Origin of the sequence: Ruminococcus sp. 1001713B170207_170306_F1 (genome assembly GCF_015668065.1) — a bacterium.
In the GTDB taxonomy this organism is placed as follows: Bacteria; Bacillota; Clostridia; order Lachnospirales; family Lachnospiraceae; genus Blautia_A; species Blautia_A faecis.
The window spans coordinates 24,735-42,031 of record NZ_JADPEX010000036.1 but is presented as its reverse complement, the minus strand read 5'-3'; the positions used below and the strand labels follow the sequence as shown (position 1 = coordinate 42,031).

Annotated in this window: 20 protein-coding genes; 19 read left to right on the top strand and 1 reads right to left on the bottom strand. The window is 42.5% G+C overall.

Annotated elements, in window-relative coordinates:
- The first annotated feature begins 854 nt into the window (after positions 1-854).
- The 11 genes from I4V84_RS17755 (at position 855) to rsfS (ending at position 9,315) form a co-directional block, all read left to right on the top strand.
- Entirely contained in the window at positions 855-2,726 is a 1,872-nt protein-coding gene (locus I4V84_RS17755; protein WP_148463024.1) for a TIGR03960 family B12-binding radical SAM protein, read from the top strand.
- Positions 2,710-3,420 (top strand): TIGR03936 family radical SAM-associated protein, encoded by a 711-nt coding sequence (locus tag I4V84_RS17750; protein WP_118580164.1) that lies wholly within the window; start codon positions 2,710-2,712, stop codon positions 3,418-3,420. Before I4V84_RS17755 ends, I4V84_RS17750 begins: the two co-directional genes overlap by 17 nt.
- Before the next feature lie 20 nt (positions 3,421-3,440).
- Positions 3,441-4,673 carry a ribonuclease E/G gene (locus I4V84_RS17745; protein ID WP_226854537.1) on the top strand — a complete coding sequence of 411 codons (1,233 nt, stop codon included), beginning with the start codon at positions 3,441-3,443 and terminating at the stop codon, positions 4,671-4,673.
- 231 nt (positions 4,674-4,904) lie between these two features.
- Entirely contained in the window at positions 4,905-5,210 is a 306-nt protein-coding gene (gene rplU, locus I4V84_RS17740) for a 50S ribosomal protein L21 (protein ID WP_118580170.1), read from the top strand.
- 12 nt (positions 5,211-5,222) lie between these two features.
- Positions 5,223-5,546 carry a ribosomal-processing cysteine protease Prp gene (locus I4V84_RS17735; RefSeq protein ID WP_118580173.1) on the top strand — a complete coding sequence of 108 codons (324 nt, stop codon included), beginning with the start codon at positions 5,223-5,225 and terminating at the stop codon, positions 5,544-5,546.
- Between the two features lie 5 nt (positions 5,547-5,551).
- Positions 5,552-5,839: a 50S ribosomal protein L27 gene (gene rpmA, locus I4V84_RS17730; protein ID WP_015542711.1), complete on the top strand. Its 288-nt coding sequence runs from the start codon at positions 5,552-5,554 to the stop codon at positions 5,837-5,839.
- Between the two features lie 63 nt (positions 5,840-5,902).
- Complete coding sequence (gene obgE / locus I4V84_RS17725) at positions 5,903-7,195, top strand: GTPase ObgE (RefSeq protein WP_195993067.1); 1,293 nt, start codon at positions 5,903-5,905, stop codon at positions 7,193-7,195.
- Between the two features lie 36 nt (positions 7,196-7,231).
- Complete coding sequence (yhbY, locus tag I4V84_RS17720) at positions 7,232-7,525, top strand: ribosome assembly RNA-binding protein YhbY (protein ID WP_118580179.1); 294 nt, start codon at positions 7,232-7,234, stop codon at positions 7,523-7,525.
- Positions 7,509-8,144 (top strand): nicotinate-nucleotide adenylyltransferase, encoded by a 636-nt coding sequence (gene nadD / locus I4V84_RS17715; protein ID WP_226815140.1) that lies wholly within the window; start codon positions 7,509-7,511, stop codon positions 8,142-8,144. The genes yhbY and nadD overlap by 17 nt, the downstream gene beginning before the upstream one ends.
- A gap of 2 nt (positions 8,145-8,146) precedes the next feature.
- Positions 8,147-8,752, top strand: a complete 606-nt coding sequence (gene yqeK / locus I4V84_RS17710) for a bis(5'-nucleosyl)-tetraphosphatase (symmetrical) YqeK (RefSeq protein WP_195993066.1) — start codon at positions 8,147-8,149, stop codon at positions 8,750-8,752.
- A 194-nt stretch (positions 8,753-8,946) separates the two neighbouring features.
- On the top strand, positions 8,947-9,315 hold the full coding sequence (gene rsfS / locus I4V84_RS17705) for a ribosome silencing factor (RefSeq protein ID WP_118580185.1): 369 nt from the start codon (positions 8,947-8,949) through the stop codon (positions 9,313-9,315).
- A gap of 68 nt (positions 9,316-9,383) precedes the next feature.
- On the opposite strand, the gene lexA is transcribed toward rsfS, so the two are convergent.
- Positions 9,384-10,004, bottom strand: coding sequence for a transcriptional repressor LexA (lexA, locus tag I4V84_RS17700; protein WP_148463022.1), 621 nt, complete (start codon positions 10,002-10,004; stop codon positions 9,384-9,386).
- Between the two features lie 233 nt (positions 10,005-10,237).
- Between lexA and I4V84_RS17695 the strand changes: the two genes are divergently transcribed.
- The 8 genes from I4V84_RS17695 to I4V84_RS17660 all read left to right on the top strand — a co-directional run bounded on the left by I4V84_RS17695 (position 10,238) and on the right by I4V84_RS17660 (position 17,188).
- A complete protein-coding gene (locus tag I4V84_RS17695) occupies positions 10,238-11,653 on the top strand; it encodes an HlyD family efflux transporter periplasmic adaptor subunit (RefSeq protein WP_243110373.1) in 1,416 nt (471 codons plus the stop codon).
- Between the two features lie 34 nt (positions 11,654-11,687).
- Positions 11,688-12,392 carry a YggS family pyridoxal phosphate-dependent enzyme gene (locus tag I4V84_RS17690; RefSeq protein ID WP_118580188.1) on the top strand — a complete coding sequence of 235 codons (705 nt, stop codon included), beginning with the start codon at positions 11,688-11,690 and terminating at the stop codon, positions 12,390-12,392.
- Positions 12,393-12,407: 15 nt separating this feature from the next.
- The gene (locus I4V84_RS17685) at positions 12,408-13,037 is read left to right on the top strand and encodes a cell division protein SepF (protein WP_118580191.1); all 630 of its coding nucleotides are present in this window, start codon (positions 12,408-12,410) and stop codon (positions 13,035-13,037) included.
- Positions 13,038-13,042: 5 nt separating this feature from the next.
- A complete protein-coding gene (locus I4V84_RS17680; protein WP_118580331.1) occupies positions 13,043-13,795 on the top strand; it encodes a YlmH/Sll1252 family protein in 753 nt (250 codons plus the stop codon).
- A gap of 29 nt (positions 13,796-13,824) precedes the next feature.
- Positions 13,825-14,916, top strand: a complete 1,092-nt coding sequence (gene aroB / locus I4V84_RS17675) for a 3-dehydroquinate synthase (RefSeq protein WP_195993065.1) — start codon at positions 13,825-13,827, stop codon at positions 14,914-14,916.
- Between the two features lie 6 nt (positions 14,917-14,922).
- The gene (gene lspA, locus I4V84_RS17670) at positions 14,923-15,471 is read left to right on the top strand and encodes a signal peptidase II (RefSeq protein ID WP_195993064.1); all 549 of its coding nucleotides are present in this window, start codon (positions 14,923-14,925) and stop codon (positions 15,469-15,471) included.
- A gap of 57 nt (positions 15,472-15,528) precedes the next feature.
- Entirely contained in the window at positions 15,529-16,443 is a 915-nt protein-coding gene (locus tag I4V84_RS17665; RefSeq protein WP_195408934.1) for an RluA family pseudouridine synthase, read from the top strand.
- A 106-nt stretch (positions 16,444-16,549) separates the two neighbouring features.
- A complete protein-coding gene (locus I4V84_RS17660; RefSeq protein WP_118580203.1) occupies positions 16,550-17,188 on the top strand; it encodes a cytidylate kinase-like family protein in 639 nt (212 codons plus the stop codon).
- Positions 17,189-17,297 lie beyond the last annotated feature (109 nt).

Sequence of the window (17,297 nt, the reverse complement as noted above, 5' to 3'; positions counted from 1 at the left end):
GCCGGTACCGCAGTGACCAAATGCCGTTTTCGGGGTAAAAATAGGTTCAAAAATGAGCATTATTTTTCCCACTTATTCAGAAAAAAAGGCACTATCCAAATCTAAACAGAAAAAGTTCTGTATTTGGTAAATAGTGATAAATTGTGAAAGGAAAAGAATAAGAAAATTAGCACTTAGTGACGAAATATTGCTCAGTGTTGACAATCTCTTTTTTCATTGTTGCGGCTGTAACAGCCATTTCTTTTGATTCTTTTCTCATTCTTTTTTCCTTTCTGCCATCATTGGCTAAGCATTTAACTATATTTCAGTTATATATTGTCCGATTTTCGCTCAGAATCCGATCTTTTATGAAAATTTTTGATAAAATTTCAAATAAATGACATATTAATCCTGTAAGGTGGATGTCCATACAAAGAAATATATTTATAGAATACTTACACATTTAATATGTAATATTTTTAAGAATGGTTATTTAAGAAAGGTTTTTCCAAGAAAGCAGATAACCACAAAGAAACAAGTACCCCGACATTTTTTGACAGAAACAAAAAAATATGACATATTAGTATTGAAAAAAAGAATCCTGTAAAAAAAGGAGGGACAGCAGACAATTTTCACCATTTCCACAAAAGCACACGATTTCTCTTGAATTTCTGAAATGACCTGTATTATAATAGGATAATTAACGGTATATACCACTGCCGGTACCGCAGTGACCAAATGCCGTTTTCGGGGTAAAAATAGGTTCAAAAATGAGCATTATTTTTCCCACTTATTCAGAAAAAAAGTCACTATCCAAATCTAAACAGAAGAAGTTCTGTATTTGGCAAATAGTGACAAATCGTGAAAGGAAAAGAATGAGAAAATTAGCACTTAGTGACGAAATATTACTCAGTGTTGACAAAGCAGCCCGCTACATCGGCGGGGAGGTCAACTCTGTGATGAAAAATTTAGACGGGATAGATGTCCGTGTGGCGTTTTGTTTTCCGGATGTCTACGAGATCGGCATGTCCAACCTTGGTATGATGCTTCTTTATAATATGTTCAATAAACGCCCTGATGTCTGGTGTGAGCGAGTTTATTCCCCATGGCTTGATCTTGATAAGCTTATGAGAGAACAGAATATCCCGTTATTTGCCCTGGAGTCCCAGGATCCTGTCAGGGATTTTGATTTTCTGTGCATCACACTTGGATATGAAATGTGTTATACTAACGTACTCCAGACACTGGATCTTTCCCAGATTCCACTGAAAGCAGCTGACCGTGACGAATCATGTCCTATTGTAATCGGAGGCGGTGCGTGTGCATATAATCCAGAGCCATTAGCAGCCTTTTTTGACCTGTTTTATATTGGCGAAGGAGAAACTGTGTATGATGCGCTTTTTGATGCATACAAGGCCAATAAGGAAGCCGGAGGCAGCAGGGAGGAGTTCCTTCTGAAGGCAGCTCAGATTCCGGGAATTTATGTTCCGGCATTTTATGATGTCACATACAAAGAAGACGGTACAATTGCATCCTTTGCACCAAATCGTCCGGGAGTTCCCGAGAAAGTCCAAAAGCAGCTGATCGTAGATATGGATAAAGGATATTGCCCGATTGAAAAACCGGTTGTTCCTTTTATTAAAGCTACACAGGATCGTGTCACTTTGGAAATTCAGCGTGGATGTATCCGTGGCTGTCGTTTCTGCCAGGCTGGTATGATCTACAGACCTCTCCGTGAACGTGATGTAGAAGAACTGAAGGAATCTGCAAGAGCTATGCTGAAGAATTCCGGTCATGAGGAAATTTCCCTCAGTTCCTTAAGTTCCAGTGATTACACCCATCTGGAAGAGCTGGTAAACTTCCTGATCGACGAATTTAAATCTGCAGGTGTTAATATTTCCCTGCCGTCACTTCGTATTGATGCTTTTGCCCTGGATGTTATGAGCAAGGTTCAGGATATTAAGAAAAGCAGCCTTACTTTTGCCCCGGAAGCTGGTTCCCAGAGACTTCGTGATGTAATTAACAAAGGACTTACCGAAGAAGTGATCCTTCACGGTGCGCATGAGGCATTTGTTGGAGGATGGAACCGTGTGAAGCTTTATTTCATGCTTGGGCTTCCTACTGAAACAGAAAAAGACATGAAGGGAATTGCTCATCTTGCAGAGCGTATTGCAGAAGAATATTACGATACCGTTCCAAAGGAAAAACGCCATGGAAAGGTTCAGATCGTAGTCAGCACATCCTTCTTTGTGCCAAAGCCATTTACCCCATTCCAGTGGGCTCCAATGTATACAGAACAGGATTTTATTGACAAGGCAAAAGTAGTAAAAGAAGAAATCCGTGCACAGCTGAACCAGAAGAGTATTAAATACAACTGGCATGAACCGGATGTAACCACACTGGAAGGCTTCCTTGCAAGAGGTGACCGCCGTGCTTCTGAAGTTATCTTAAAAGCCTATGAAAAAGGTGCCCTTTACGATGCCTGGTCAGAAAGCTTCCGCTACGACATCTGGAAAGAGGCTTTTGCAGAAACAGGAATTGACATTGAATTCTACACACTCCGAGAGAGAAGCACAGATGAAATCCTCCCATGGGATTTCATAGATGCAGGTGTTACCAAGGAGTTTCTGATCCGTGAGTGGAAACAGGCAAAAGGCGAAGTGGTTACACCAAACTGCCGTCAGAAATGTGCAGGCTGCGGAGCAAGACGTTATGAAGGAGGCGTATGTTATGAAGGTAAGAATTAAATTTACGAAAGAAGGGCCTATGAAATTTGTAGGACATCTTGACACCATGCGCTACTTCCAGAAAGCCATCCGCCGCGCAGAGCTTCCAATTGCTTTTTCGGGAGGTTACAGCCCTCATATGATCATGTCCTTTGCTGCCCCTCTTGGAGTTGGCGTTACCAGTACAGGGGAATATTTCGATATGGAGCTTACCGCTACGATTCCTACTGATGAAATCTGTCAACGTCTTAACAGCCAGATGGTAGATGGTATTCATGTTTTAAGTGCCCGCCAGGTGGAAGATGGAAAAGCGAGCAAGGCAATGTCCCTGGTGGCAGCAGCTGATTATCTGGTGGAATTTCGTCCTGGAAAAGCACCGGCAGATGGATGGCAGACAAGAATTACGGAATTTTTAAAGCAGCCTGAGATCCTTGTTACAAAAGAAACCAAAAAAGGCGAAAAACAGGTAGATATCCGACCTTTTATTTACAAAATGAATTTACAGAATGACAACCGCATTTTCTTAAGTCTTGCTTCTGCAAGTGCCAACTATACCAAACCAGATGCTGTAATGGATGCATTTACCAGCTGGCTTGGACAGGAGCTTCCGGAATTTGCCTGCATGATTCATCGTCTGGAAGTATATGCAGATCTTGGAAATGAGAAAAAACATAAATTTGTATCGTTGGAATCCCTTGGCGTGGAAGTTCAATAAACTTAAAACAGGTGAATCAAGTGACGAAATTAATTCTAACAACCATGGAACTTTGCGGTAACAAATGTCATGCCTGTGCAATCGAGGAAGAAGGTCAGATTATGGAGCTTCGCCTGGAGGCAGCCGCCCGACAGTCCATTCTCGGAAATATTTATGTAGGACAGGTGGAAAATATTGCTTCTAATATCCAGGCAGCATTTGTTCTTATTGCACCTGGAGTACGCGGTTATTTTCCTCTTCAGGAAGCAGAGCAGGTTATCTATGCCTCCGGGAAAGCACCTGGCAGTCCCTTGCGTCCGGGTGACCAGATTCTGGTGCAGGTAAGCCGTGATGCCATGAAGGGCAAGCTGCCCGCACTGACTGCAAACTTAAATTTTACCGGTAAGTATCTGGTGCTCACCACAGGAGAAAAAAAGTTCGGACTATCCGGTAAGCTCTCTGGTTCAGAACGCCACACTTTATCCGGCTGGCTGGAAGCAGAGGCTGCACGTCCGGATAAGGAATATGGCCTGATTGTCCGCACCAACGCAGCCCAGGCTGAAAAGGCTGAAATCCTTCAGGAACTTTCTTATCTGAAATCACTGTATGAAAAAGTTGCTGTCAACGGCAAAAGCCGCACCTGTTTCAGCCTTCTCTACGAAACAGAACCGGTTTACCTTACCACTCTCCGTGATATTTACAGCGAAAATCTCACAGACATTGTAACAGATGATCCTGAAATTTTTCAGCAGATCACTTCTTATTTGAAAGAAACAAGTCCGGAGGAAGAAAGCAAAGCCCGTTTTTATCAGGACAAGCTTCTTCCGTTATACAAGCTTTCCCGCATGGAAAACGCGCTGGATGAGGTTCAAAAGGAAAAAATCTGGCTGAACAGCGGCGGGTTTATTGTGATCCAGCAGACAGAAGCCTTTGTCTCCATCGATGTAAACAGCGGGAAATTTACCGGAAAGAAAAAAGCCGAAGAAACCTATCGCAAAATCAATCTGGAAGCAGCTAAGGAAATTTCACGACAACTGCGGCTTCGCAACCTGTCCGGAATTATTCTTATTGATTTTATCAATATGACAAACCCAGATCATAACAACGAGCTTTTTCATGTATTGCAGAAATATCTGAGGAAGGATCCGGTGAAATGTAAAGCCATAGATATTACACCGCTTCACATTCTGGAGATGACACGAAAGAAAGTCAGAAAACCGGTAATAGAGGAGATCAGGCAGATAAAGTCAGGAGATTTTTCGAACACGCTCTAAATAAAACTATAAGAAATTCCTTTTTCGTATTTTCGAAATTATTACAAGCAGCAAACCAGAAACATGGGTTTTTGTTTTTATTTTTTTACAAATTTTTTTACAATTTTTTTTACAAAACCTCTTGACGAAACCAAATCTCCCTGTTATTATAATCGAGTATGCCGCACAAAGAGGTTTAAGAGTCGAGAGACCACCATATTTGGCGAGTAAAGTCTATAGGAGGTGCCACAAATGTACGCAATTATTGCAACAGGTGGTAAACAGTACAAAGTTGCTGAAGGCGACGTAATCAGAGTTGAGAAGCTCGGAGTTGAAGCTGGTGAAACCGTTACTTTTGATTCTGTAATTGCAGTTAGCAATGACGGATTAAAGGTTGGAGAAGACGTTAAGGATGCCAGTGTTACCGCTTCTGTAGTTGAGAACGGAAAGGCTAAAAAAGTCATCGTTTACAAGTACAAGAGAAAAACTGGATATCACAAGAAAAACGGTCACAGACAGCAGTACACCAAAGTTAAAATCGAAAAGATCAACGCTTAATCAGGTGCTGTTATGATCAATATTACAGTTAAGAAGAGAAAAGGCTCTTATCTGGATTTTCTGTCCAAAGGACATGCAGGCTATGCCGAAGAGGGACAGGATATTGTATGTGCTGCCGTATCAGCCTTGATCATTACTACTGTGAATTCTCTTGAGAAATTTACGGAAGAGCAGATTGAAGCGGAAGCGGATGAGGGATATGTATCCATCCATTTTAAAACAAATCCGAATACTGAGCGCGGGAAACTGCTTATGGATTCCCTGATTCTTGGATTAACAGAAATTGAGCATAGTTATAACAATCGATATTTGACAGTAAGAGTCAAGGAGGTGTAACAACAATGATGAAGATGAACCTTCAGTTATTCGCACATAAAAAAGGAGTTGGTTCCACAAAGAACGGTCGTGATTCCGAGTCCAAGAGATTAGGTGCGAAGAGAGCAGACGGACAGTTTGTTAAAGCCGGCAACATCCTTTACAGACAGCGCGGAACTAAGATCCATGCAGGCGAGAACGTAGGATGCGGAAAAGACTATACATTATTTGCACTGACCGATGGTGTTGTAAGATTCACCAGAAAAGGCCGCGATAAGAAACAGGTTTCTATCGTACCAGTAGAGGCAGAGTAATTCGTAGAGCAGGAGGCTTCAAATCTATAAAGGTTTGGAGCCTTTTCTTATAAAGGAGATTTAATGTTCGCAGACAGAGCTACCATATATATCCGTTCCGGTAAGGGCGGCGACGGCCATGTAAGCTTCCGCAGGGAAAAATATGTACCTGACGGCGGTCCGGATGGCGGCGACGGCGGCAAGGGCGGAGACGTCATTTTTGAAGTTGACGAGGGACAGAATACCCTCGGTGATTACCGTCATAAAAGAAAATATAAGGCAGAAGACGGTCAGGAGGGCGGCAAAAAGCGCTGCCACGGTGCCGACGGTGCCGACATTATATTAAAGGTACCGGAAGGTACTGTTATCATGGAGGCTGAATCCCGTAAGGTAATTGCAGACATGTCCGGTGACAATCGTCGTCAGATCGTTCTGCGCGGTGGACGCGGCGGTAAGGGAAATCAGCATTATGCAACCCCTACCATGCAGGTTCCCAAATATGCCCAGCCTGGACAGCCTTTTCAGGAGCTTGAAGTGCTTCTGGAGCTAAAGGTGATCGCAGATGTAGGACTGGTAGGTTTTCCTAATGTTGGTAAATCTACATTTCTCTCACGTGTTACAAATGCGAAACCGAAAATTGCCAACTATCATTTCACAACCTTAAGCCCGAACCTTGGTGTTGTAGATACTGAGAATGGCGGTTTTATCATCGCAGATATCCCTGGACTGATCGAAGGTGCTTCTGAAGGAGTCGGTCTTGGTCATGAGTTCCTTCGCCATATTGAGCGTACCAGAGTTCTGGTGCACATTGTGGATGCAGCTTCCACAGAGGGACGAGATCCTATTGATGATATTTATAAGATTACCAAAGAACTGGAGAAATACAATCCGGAAATTGCAAAGCGTCCTCAGGTAATTGCAGCCAATAAAGTGGACTGTATTTTTGCCGACGGTCAGGAGAATCCTGTAGACAGACTTCGCAAAGAATTTGAACCAAAAGGTATCAAAGTATATCCCATTTCTGCAGTTACCGGACAGGGTGTACGCGAGCTTCTTTTCCATATCAAGGAACTTCTGGACAGTTGTCCGAAGAAAGCAATCGTATTCGAGCAGGAATTCTTCCCAGAAGATATGCTGATCAATGAGAGCCTTCCATTTACCGTACAGGTTGATGAGGAAGATCCCTCTGTATTTATCGTAGAAGGACCACGTATCGAGAAAATGCTTGGTTATACCAATCTGGATTCTGAGAAAGGCTTCGCCTTTTTCCAGCGTTTCCTGAAAGAGGGCGGCATTCTGGATGAACTGGAAAACGCCGGTATTCAGGAGGGTGATACGGTTCGTATGTATGGATTTGAATTTGATTATTATAAATAAATAGCAGCTATTCAGCAGGTATTCAGGAGATAAATTATGACAAGTAAGCAAAGAGCATATTTAAAAAGTCTGGCAATGAAAATGGATGCCATTATCCAGCTTGGCAAGGGCGGTCTTACACCAGAAAACACCAAGGCTGTTGACGAAGCACTTGCAGCGAGAGAGCTGATTAAAATCAGTGTGCTTCAGAACTGTCTGGAGGATCCTAAGGAAATGGCACAGGTTCTTGCAGAGCGCACCCATTCCCAGGTTGTACAGGTGATCGGTAAGAAGATCGTATTATACCGCGAAGGTAAAAAAGAGAAAAAGAAAATTGAACTGCCAAAATAATCGAAAAAAAATCGGGATCATGGGCGGTACCTTTGATCCCATCCATATGGGACATCTGATCCTGGGTGAGCAGAGCTATGAGCAATTCCAGCTGGATAAGGTTCTGTTTATGCCTTCCGGCAACCCGCCTCATAAACGGGACCGTGCTGGCAGAGCCTCTGATAACCAGCGTGTGGATATGGTCCGGCTTGCAATTGAAGATAATCCCCATTTTGAGTTGTCTCTTGCAGAAATGCACGAGACCGGGTATACCTATACCTATCGCACTCTGGAAGAGCTAAAAGAATACAATCCGGACACAGACTATTATTTTATCATTGGTGCAGATTCTCTTTTTGCTTTTGACGAATGGATGGAACCAGAGCGGATCTGTCGGGCCTGTACTCTTGTGGTGGCTGTCCGGGATCATGCGTCCTACGCTGAACTGAATCGGGAAATCCAGCGTCTTTCTGCAAGGTACAACGGAAATTTTGCCCTTTTGGATACTATGAATATTGATGTGTCCAGTCATCAGATCCGTCAGTGGATTTCAGAAGAAAAAAGTCTGAAATATTACGTCCCGGATAAGGTGATTTCTTACATGAAAGAGAATGGAATTTACAGAAAGAAGGAAGTCTGACCATGGCAGATTACGATTTTGCAAAAATTGAAAAAAAACTTTCCAAATACCTGGATGAGGATCGTTTCCAGCACACCATGGGCGTTATGTACACCAGCGCATGTCTGGCTATGGTCCATGGATATGATATCAAAGATGCACAGGTGTCCGGTCTTCTTCACGATTGCGCCAAATGCATTCCCAATAAGAAAAAACTGAAGATGTGCAGCGAACACAATATTCCGGTTTCCGATTTTGAGAGAAGTCACCCGTTTCTTCTCCACTCCCGTCTTGGAGCTTATATTGCTCACGAGAAATATGGGATTGACGATCAGGAGATTCTTTCTGCCATCAATTATCACACAACTGGCAGACGTGAAATGAGTTTTCTTGAAAAGATTATTTATATTGCAGATTATATTGAGCCCATGCGTTATAAAGCAAGCCGTTTACCGGAAATTCGCAAACTTGCGTTTGAAGACCTGGATGAGTGTATGTATGAGATCCTAAAAGATACCCTGGAGTATCTGGAAGAAGATTCTGCCGATGATATTGAGCCAACTTCCAAGGAGGCTTATATTTATTATAAAGAATTGCATAATAAGCGTAATAACGTATCTGATAATTAATACTCCGCATATACTGGCGAATATTTTTACTATTTACAATTAACATTCTACGAGATGCGAGATATTTCGCACGAGCGAAGGCCAGGTACCACCTGACAGAGGATATTATTTCACTTTTAAAGCCTTTTGTTCTCGCAGGAATTTAAAATAATATTAGGTCAGTATAAGCATTATTAAGAAAGGAGCAGATCAGAATGAGTACAGTAAGTACAGAGAAAATGATGGCACAGATTGCCTGCAAGGCAATTGATGATAAAAAGGGACAGGATATTAAGATAATTGATATTCATAATGTTTCTGTAATTGCAGATTATTTCGTAATCGCAAGCGGTACAAACTCCAATCAGGTTCAGGCGATCGTCGATAATGTGGAGGAGCAGCTTGGACGCGCTGGCTTTGAGGCGAAGCAGATTGAGGGAAACCGCAATTCCAGCTGGATTCTCATGGATTACGGCGATGTGATCGTGCATGTGTTTGATGAGGAAAACCGACTTTTCTATGATCTGGAGAGAATCTGGAGAGATGGAAAGGTTCTGGAGATGGATGCGTTTTTAGAGAAATAAAAAAGTCCCCTTTAGTAAACAATTGTCTGGAAACAGCAATTGTTTGCTAAAGGGGAAATTTTTTATGACTATTGGTAAAAACGCATGACACCAAATACTTTACCCAGAATCTGGATTTCTCCTGTAATGATAATGGGATCCATAGTGTCATTCTCTGGCTGAAGGCGGTAGTAGCCCTTCTCCTTATAGAAGGTCTTCACTGTGGCAGAGTCCTCTACCAAGGCAACTACAATGTCGCCGTTATCTGCAGTGGGCTGCTGCTTTACCAGAACCTGATCCCCATCGAAGATTCCTGCATTGATCATGCTGTCGCCTTTTACCTTCAGCATGAAGCTCTGTTCATTGGGCATAAATTCTGCCGGGATGGGGAAGTAGCCATCTACATTCTCTACAGCCAGAATAGGCTGTCCGGCGGCTACGGTACCTACAAGCGGAACATTGACCACTTCACGGCGGACAAGATTGAAATTGTCATCAATGATCTCTATGGCTCTTGGCTTCGTGGCATCGCGGCGGATGTATCCGTTCTTCTCAAGAGCTTCCAGATGGGCATGAACAGATGATGTAGACTTCAGATTTACAGCTTCACAAATCTCACGAACTGCTGGCGGGAATCCGCGGTTCAGAATCTCACTTTTAATATATTCTAAAATTTCCTGCTGTTTTTTGCTGATTTTACCATATGTCATAAGAGTTTTCCTCCGAAATTCATTCAACTTTTTCTTATCATACCATATTTTTCTTAATTAAGCAAACAGATATTCTGAAAATATGTTCGTTTTTTGATATGCAGGCTGTTCACAGCTTCCAGCTTTGTTCACACACTTTTCGTTTTCTTTTCCTTGTGTTCACCGGCAAAAAATGGTACAATTGTTTGGTATGAAAATTCAGAGCCCGACTCAAAAACAAAGGGGGAATCCGCTTGTCCGAGAAGAAATCTAACAAGCCTGGCAAAATGGCAGGACTTTTTGTCCAGTTAAAGAACATATTCGGACTGAATATTGCCACCGTTGCTTTTGGTGTATTGTTATTATATATGATTTTTACTGCATTTTTACTTGTAACCTCCACACACATCGAATCTTACCAGGTTACCACAGGTCCTTTATCACGAAACGAGACCTACACTGGTATTTCTCTTCGGGAAGAGAGTGTTTTTAAGGCAGAATCCTCCGGTTATGTGAATTATTATGCCCGGGAGGGAAGTAAGATCAATGCCAACGGTGCTGTTTACGGATTAAGTTCCGGAAAAATTGCAGAAACCAAGTCTGCATTGACTGCGGACGAACTGGAGAAAATCCGCAGTTCTATGCTCAGCTTTTCCAAGGGATTTTCCGGAAGTAAATTTAACAACACCTACAGTTTTAAGAACCAGCTGGAGGGAAGCATCCTTCAGTATGAGGGAATTTCCACTGACGGGAATGCAGATTCACAAGTAGTGACCATCGGTGGACAGAATATCTGTAAAGCCCAGGAAGACGGCATTATCCTCTATTCTATGGACGGTTATGAGAATAAGACTGTGGAGAACATTACAGCAGCAGATTTTGACCAGACTTCTTACCATGAAACGGATCTGAAGACATCCGAAAAGGTGCAGGCCGGAGATAACATTTATACAAATATTACCAGCGAATTATGGAGCCTGATCATTCCATTAAGCGACAAACAGGCCGCCAAGCTGGAGGGACGTTCCACCATTCGTGTGAAATTTCTCAAGGATGATATGACACAGAGCGGCGATTTTTCCATCATAAAAATCGATGGTAACAAATATGGAAAAATTGACTTCAGCCGCGGTCTGATCCGCTATGCATCTGACCGTTTTCTGGATATTGAGCTGGTTACCAATACAGTAACCGGTCTTAAGATTCCCCTTTCCGCTATTGAATCCAAGGATTTTTACGTAATTCCGGCAGAATATGCCACGACTGATCCTGACAGCGGAAGTGTAGGCTTTAACAAGATTTCCAAAGATTCCAGCGGAAATAACGTAAGAACCTTTATCAATGCTACAATCTACGGTAAAGTTAAAATTGAGTTAGATGATGATTCTGCCGATGAAGCTTACAATTATTACGTGGATAGAAGCGCTTTTAAGGAAGGAGATGCTATTGTAAAAGATGACTCCAACCAGCGCTTTATTGTAGGCGAAACAGATTCTCTGGAAGGCGTTTACTGCATCAATCAAGGGTATGCGGTATTCCGTCAGGTAGATATACTGGATCAGAATGAAGAATATGCCATTATTTCCAGTAATACATCCTACGGACTTTCCCGCTATGACCGCATTGCCAGAGACTCCTCCCAGGTAAAAGAGCAGGATATTCTCTACTAAGTTTAACATATACTATTTTTAAGGAGGCTTATAAATGTTAGCTGAAAATTTACAGCAGGTAAATGCAAATATTGAAAAAGCCTGTGCTGCTGTTTCCCGTGACCCAGGTGAAGTCACATTGGTGGCAGTAAGTAAGACCAAACCGGTCTCCATGCTTCAGGAGGCGTATGATGCCGGTGCGCGTGTTTTTGGAGAAAATAAAGTGCAGGAGATCATGGATAAATATGACCAGCTGCCATCAGATATCCAGTGGCACATGATCGGTCATCTGCAGCGCAATAAAGTAAAATATATTATTGACAAGGTTGCCATGATTCACTCGGTAGATTCCCTTCGCCTTGCCCAGACCATTGAGCAGGAAGCTGCAAAGAAAGATCTTGTTATGCCGATTCTGCTGGAAGTTAATGTAGCAGAGGAAGAAAGCAAATTCGGATTAGCGACGAATGAGGTGCTTCCTCTTCTTGAGAAAATCAGCATATTTTCCCATATAAAAGTGATGGGACTTATGACCATTGCCCCATTTGTGAAAAATCCAGAAGAAAATCGTGAAGTTTTTCGCACATTGAAGAAATTAAGTGTTGACATTAATGCAAAAAACATTAATAATGTTAACATGAGTGTTCTGAGTATGGGTATGACCGGAGATTATCAGGTTGCTGTCCAGGAAGGCTCAACCATGGTACGTGTGGGAACCGGTATTTTTGGTGAACGAAATTATGCCACACGGCAAGAAGATTAAGATTGGAGATTGAAAATGAGCGTTTTTGATAAATTATTAGATTCTATTAAACTGAATGATGACGATTATGATGAAGATAATTATTTAGATGAGGATCTGATGGATGACGAAGAGGGGGATTTCTTTGATGACGATCCCATGGATGACAAGCCTAAGAAGAAATTCTTCGAGAAATTCGGTCGTAAGAAAGAGGATGATTTGGCTGACGCAGATACTTCCTTTGACGAAGAACCTGTACATACAGCAACACCAAAGACTGCTGCCAAGGCTCCTGCGAAACAGCCAGCTGAGAAGCAGCGCCCTGTAGCTTCTTCCAAAATCACTCCGATGAGAAGCAGCCGTCGTGCGAATCAGGCTTCTTCTATGGAGGTTTGTGTGATCAAACCTGCTTCCATGGAGGACACCCGGGAAATTGCAGACACACTTCTTGACAATGCAACTGTAATTCTGAATCTGGAGGGTATTGATGTAGAACTTGCACAGCGTATTATTGATTTTGCATCTGGCGCATGTTATTCCCTGAATGGTTCCCTTCAGAAGATTTCCAGCTACATCTTCGTACTTGGTCCCTCTTCTGTAGATATCACTGGTGATCTTCAGAATATTCTTGGCGGCGCTACACCTTCTGTAAGAGCTGGTTATTGATTTTTATGGATAAGGATGAATTTTTACTTAAGAGAATCCGGGAGCTGGCAAATCTCTCTTACCAGAGAGATATTGTCACCTTTACGGATTTTCTTAACTTAAACGAACAAAATATGCTTGTTTCCCTTAAGCTTCATCAGATAGGCGTAGAGGTAAAGCTTTTCGGAGGCTATGAGCATGCAGAACGGCAGATGGCAGCTTTTTTCCCCGGAGGCCTTGGTTTTTCCTGGGATTATCCTATTGACTGCCTGAAAATAGAGCCCAAGGCTCTTCGTTTTTCTGAGGAGCTTGGACATAGAGATTATCTTGGAGCGCTCCTGAATCTTGGAGTTGACCGCAGTGTAGTTGGTGATATCCTCATCAAGGATAAAGAAGCCTGGTTTTTCTGCCTTCATAAAATGTCTGACTTTTTTATTGAAAATCTTATTCGGGTAAAACATACTACCGTTCTGGTTTCCAGAGTAGAGCAGGCAGAAGAGATTCCGGAACCTGAATTTGAAATGATAAATGGTACCTGCGCTTCTGTAAGGCTGGATGCTCTCATCGGGCTGGCTTTTCAGACGTCCAGAAGCAGCATGGTTTCTTTTATTGAAAGCGGTCTTGTGTTTGTAAACGGCAAACTGATCACCTCCAATGGATATGAGCCAAAAGAAGGCGATATTATTTCCGTTCGCGGCAAAGGACGCTTTATCTATGATGGTGTATCCAGACAGACAAAGAAAGGACGCCTTGGTGTCCGCATTCGAAAATACGTATAAACAATAATACATTTGGAGAGGATTTAACTATGGCAGAAGAAAAATTACTTGTAAAACGTGACGGGGAGTTCTGTTATCCCATTTATTTTGAAAATGACTTTTCTTTTCTTTCACAGGCCTTAACAGATGAAGGTCTTGCCGGGAAAAACATGTGTATTGTTTCAGATTCTACAGTAGCACCTCTCTATGCAGACCAGGTGAAGGCAGAACTTTTGAAAGTAACCGATCATGTATGCCAGTTCACTTTCCCCGCCGGAGAAGCACACAAGAATCTTGATACCGTACAGGATCTTTTCCAGTGCCTTATTGAGAATGGGCTTGACCGCAAAAGTCTGGTGGTTGCTCTTGGAGGCGGAGTAACAGGAGACTTATCCGGCTTCGGTGCTGCAGCCTATCTTCGGGGAATTGATTTTATCCAGATCCCTACCACGCTTCTGGCGCAGGTGGACAGCAGCGTAGGCGGTAAGACTGGCGTTGATTTCAGACAGTTTAAAAATATGGTAGGCGCTTTTCATCAGCCCCGACTGGTTTATATGAACATGGCCACCTTGCAATCCCTCCCTGAGCGCGAATTTGGCTGTGGAATGGGTGAAATTCTAAAGACCGGACTAATTTGCGATAAAGACTTTTTCGACTTTGTATGCGCAAATTACAAGATTATCCGCACTATGGATCCAGAAATACTTGCCGTTATGATCCGAAAATGCTGTGCCATCAAAGCCGGGGTTGTAGAGCGGGATCCCAAGGAACAGGGAGAGCGTGCTCTTCTTAATCTTGGCCACACCATAGGACATGCAGTCGAAAAGCTGATGAACTTTAACCTTCTCCATGGTCAGTGTGTGGGAATCGGACTGGTTGCCGCAGCTGCCATTTCCAGGGAAAGAGGTCTCCTCACAAATGCTGAATACGAGCAGATCTGCCATAGCCTTAAGCTTTACGACCTGCCTTTGTATGTGGAAGGACTTTCTCCCAGAGACATTCTTGCAGCTACCAAAAAGGACAAAAAAATGGAACAGGGACAGATTAAATTTATTCTTATGGATGGTCTTGGAAAGAGTTTTATTGACAAAACAGTTACAGATCAGGAGCTTCTTGTGGGAATTCACGCCATCTGCAGGTAATCTATTATGGAAAATAAAACAGCTTCAAACTACAATGATCTTCCACTAAAAGCACCTAAATTAAAAGCAATTCTGCTTATCCTTTTTCTGGTTCTTCTGGATCAGGGAACAAAGTATTTTGCAATCAGGTATCTGAGAGGAACCTCCGGGATTACTCTTATTGATGATGTGTTAAACCTTCGTTACCTTGAAAACAGAGGCATGGCATTTGGCCTTCTCCAAAATAAGATTCTTTTTCTGGTGCTTACCTGTATTGTGTTTTTTGTGGCTATTATATATCTTTTTATAAAAGCACCTGCAACTGTTTATTACAGACCACTGCTTTATACAGCGGCAATTGTGTTCGCTGGAGCAATGGGGAATTTTATAGACCGTGTTTTCCGTGGATATGTGGTAGATTTTATTTATTTTTCCCTAATTGATTTTCCCACGTTTAATGTAGCAGATATTTACGTGACCTGTGGGATCACAGTGATGGTATTTCTTATGTTTTTCCGTTATACAGAAGAAAATGATTTTGACTTTCTGAAACCGGGGAACAGATCTACCAGGTAAATTGATTTGTCTGATTTTTCATATACCGCGTAATTGAGAGAGGAGTTTTACTGATACATGGAGCAATTGGAATTTACAGCAATCGAAGATGAAGCAGGAGTACGCATAGACCGCTGTCTTTCCGATAAATATGAGGAACTTTCCCGTTCTTATCTTCAGAAGCTTCTGAAAGAACAAGGTGTTACCGTCAATGGGAAAGCAGTAAAAGCAAACTACAAAATACAGGCAGGGGATCTGGTTCAGACAACCCTGCCTGATCTGACTGAACCGGATATTCTTCCGGAAAATATCCCTTTGGACATTTTATACGAAGATGATGATGTACTGGTGATAAATAAGCCCAAAGGAATGGTAGTCCATCCTGCAAACGGCCACACCAGCGGAACTTTGGTAAATGCTATTATGTACCACTGTCAGGGCAATCTGTCCGGTATTAACGGCGTTATGCGCCCTGGAATCGTCCACCGTATTGATAAGGACACTACAGGAGCTCTTCTTGTATGCAAGAATGACACGGCTCACCGTGATCTGGCCAAGCAACTGAAAGCGCATACCATCAAGCGGCGTTACCGGGCTATTGTAGCAGGTAATCTTAAGGAAGATGAAGGTACTGTAGAAGGCCCGATTGGCCGTCACCCAATTGACCGGAAAAAAATGGCGATCAACTACAAAAATGGAAAAGACGCTGTCACCCATTATAAAGTCCTGGAACGTTTCGGGAATGCGACTTATATCGAGTGCCGCCTTGAAACCGGTCGTACCCATCAGATCCGTGTACATATGACCAGCCTTGGACATCCTCTTCTTGGCGACGAAATCTATGGCTCAGGCAAAAATCCCTATCATCTTCAGGGACAGACTCTTCATGCCATGGTTTTGGGCTTTGTTCACCCAAGAACAGGAGAGTATATGGAGTTTTCTGCACCTTTGCCAGAATATTTTCTCAATTTGTTAGAAAAATTAAGAAAATAGTTGTCAGTTTACCCTGATGTAGTGTATAATAATCTTACAAAATTCCTATGAATTGCCAGTCACGAAGTGAACAGTAACAAAGGAATTGCAGAAGGGAGTGGCAGATATGAACAATACAACAAGTTCAATTATTACCATCGGACGTGAATATGGAAGCGCCGGCAGGCAGATTGGTCAGGAAGTAGCCAGATATTTTGGAATCAAGTGTTACGACAAAGAGCTTCTGGAGCATGCTGCAAACGACAGCGGTATTTGCAAGGAATTATTTGAGAATCATGACGAGAGGCCAACTAACAGCTTCCTGTATTCTCTTGTAATGGATACTTATTCTTTTGGATATTCTTCTGCTGGATTTACAGACATGCCTATGAACCACAAGGTTTTCCTGGCACAGTTCGAAGCCATCAAGAAATTAGCTGCTGAAGGTCCCTGTGTTATGGTAGGGCGTTGTGCAGATTATGCTCTTGCAGATAATAAAGACTGCTTCAGTGTTTTTGTTCATGCTGATCTGGACTGGAGGATCAAGCGTATTGCAGGCAAATACAATAAGACACCTAAAGAAGCCAAAGATATGATCACCAAGACAGATAAGAGCCGTGCAAGCTACTATAATTACTACACCAATAAGAAATGGGGTGCAGCAGCGGGCTACAGCTTAAGCGTTGACAGCAGTGTGCTTGGTATCGAAGGTGCTGCCCAGGCGATTATCAATACCATACATATTTTTGATGACCTTAAGAAATAATATACAGAATCATGTGAAAATAAGGAGTTCTCGAAAGAGAGCTCCTTTTGTAATTTGTTGCATCTCAATTCCTGTTTTCGGTTCCTGTTTTCAAACGCCATCGCCACTT

Excerpts from the sequence above, each read along its gene's own strand:
- I4V84_RS17755 (WP_148463024.1), top strand. The coding sequence starts at position 855 with ATGAGAAAATTAGCACTTAGTGACGAAATATTACTCAGTGTTGACAAA.
- I4V84_RS17750 (WP_118580164.1), top strand. The coding sequence starts at position 2,710 with ATGAAGGTAAGAATTAAATTTACGAAAGAAGGGCCTATGAAATTTGTA.
- rplU (WP_118580170.1), top strand. The coding sequence starts at position 4,905 with ATGTACGCAATTATTGCAACAGGTGGTAAACAGTACAAAGTTGCTGAA.
- I4V84_RS17735 (WP_118580173.1), top strand. The coding sequence starts at position 5,223 with ATGATCAATATTACAGTTAAGAAGAGAAAAGGCTCTTATCTGGATTTT.
- rpmA (WP_015542711.1), top strand. The coding sequence starts at position 5,552 with ATGATGAAGATGAACCTTCAGTTATTCGCACATAAAAAAGGAGTTGGT.
- obgE (WP_195993067.1), top strand. The coding sequence starts at position 5,903 with ATGTTCGCAGACAGAGCTACCATATATATCCGTTCCGGTAAGGGCGGC.
- yhbY (WP_118580179.1), top strand. The coding sequence starts at position 7,232 with ATGACAAGTAAGCAAAGAGCATATTTAAAAAGTCTGGCAATGAAAATG.
- yqeK (WP_195993066.1), top strand. The coding sequence starts at position 8,147 with ATGGCAGATTACGATTTTGCAAAAATTGAAAAAAAACTTTCCAAATAC.
- rsfS (WP_118580185.1), top strand. The coding sequence starts at position 8,947 with ATGAGTACAGTAAGTACAGAGAAAATGATGGCACAGATTGCCTGCAAG.
- lexA (WP_148463022.1), bottom strand. The coding sequence starts at position 10,004 with ATGACATATGGTAAAATCAGCAAAAAACAGCAGGAAATTTTAGAATAT.
- I4V84_RS17690 (WP_118580188.1), top strand. The coding sequence starts at position 11,688 with ATGTTAGCTGAAAATTTACAGCAGGTAAATGCAAATATTGAAAAAGCC.
- I4V84_RS17685 (WP_118580191.1), top strand. The coding sequence starts at position 12,408 with ATGAGCGTTTTTGATAAATTATTAGATTCTATTAAACTGAATGATGAC.
- I4V84_RS17680 (WP_118580331.1), top strand. The coding sequence starts at position 13,043 with ATGGATAAGGATGAATTTTTACTTAAGAGAATCCGGGAGCTGGCAAAT.
- aroB (WP_195993065.1), top strand. The coding sequence starts at position 13,825 with ATGGCAGAAGAAAAATTACTTGTAAAACGTGACGGGGAGTTCTGTTAT.
- lspA (WP_195993064.1), top strand. The coding sequence starts at position 14,923 with ATGGAAAATAAAACAGCTTCAAACTACAATGATCTTCCACTAAAAGCA.
- I4V84_RS17665 (WP_195408934.1), top strand. The coding sequence starts at position 15,529 with ATGGAGCAATTGGAATTTACAGCAATCGAAGATGAAGCAGGAGTACGC.
- I4V84_RS17660 (WP_118580203.1), top strand. The coding sequence starts at position 16,550 with ATGAACAATACAACAAGTTCAATTATTACCATCGGACGTGAATATGGA.